Origin of the sequence: Pseudomonas defluvii (genome assembly GCF_001695625.1) — a bacterium.
Lineage (GTDB): Bacteria > Pseudomonadota > Gammaproteobacteria > Pseudomonadales > Pseudomonadaceae > Aquipseudomonas > Aquipseudomonas defluvii.
The window spans coordinates 1-869 of sequence record NZ_MBPN01000293.1 but is presented as its reverse complement, the minus strand read 5'-3'; the positions used below and the strand labels follow the sequence as shown (position 1 = coordinate 869).

The 869-nt window shown below is 62.7% G+C and carries 1 protein-coding gene; it reads right to left on the bottom strand.

The window, feature by feature from the left end; genetic code table 11:
- Positions 1–289: 289 nt before the first annotated feature.
- Positions 290–643, bottom strand: a complete 354-nt coding sequence (locus EKA13_RS27395; protein WP_009459699.1) for a DUF3085 domain-containing protein — start codon at positions 641–643, stop codon at positions 290–292.
- Positions 644–869 lie beyond the last annotated feature (226 nt).

Below are 869 nucleotides of genomic sequence, written 5' to 3'. Positions count from 1 at the left end.
GATAAGGCGAAAGCATCCGCCACCAGAGACTGGTGGCCGCTCGCGGATGGATGCGGTGCGAGCTGGCTCGGTCACGCAGTGGGAACTGCGACGCAACCTCGAAGACCGATGGTTGCCTGGCATGTCGCTGACAACGTCAGCAGGCATGGGGTCAGCATGGCCGGGCCTCGCGCGCGCGACAGCAATCAATCGGCATCCGGGCGCTTCCCATTTTTTCCAGGCTGCCCAGTTCCGCCCAAAAGAAAGCCCCCGAAATGGGGGCTTCAAGGGGTATGCGGACATTTTTGGACTACGCCGATTCCACCGCCGCCAGTGACAGATACGTAGCGGTGGCGGACAGCTCCAGATCATCTGAGCTTTGCAGAATGCGAGTGAAAACGCTGTCTTTCGGGTCGAAGAACTCGCCGAAATCGTCGCCGCCAAGCTCGGCGCGTGCCAGTTCCCACCAGTCATCGAACGGGTCGGTATCCGGGTTGCAGCCGACGGCATAGGCCAGCAGCTTCACGCGGCCATCGGGGCGGCGCTCTCCGCGCTCGGCGAGGAAGTACACGCCCTGGTCCTTGGCCAGGGCGACGCGGCATTGGTTGGCGATGGCCTCGGCAAGCACGGGGCGCAGGTCGGAGCCTCTGAATCGCAGTGACATGGTTGAAATCTCCTGTATGGATGAAGAAAAAAGCCCTCCACCGAAACGGATGGAAGGCTTGTGGGGCAGTCGCCGGTAGGCTGTGGACTGATCAGTCGTGCCGCTAGGCTTCCTGTCTGGCGCGTCAGGCTGGAACCGCCTGACGTTGACGAGAGGCTTTGGCGTCGATCACGCTCACGCCGATCAGGCGCCAGCGCCCGTCGTCGATGAGCCGCTCCAGCACTTC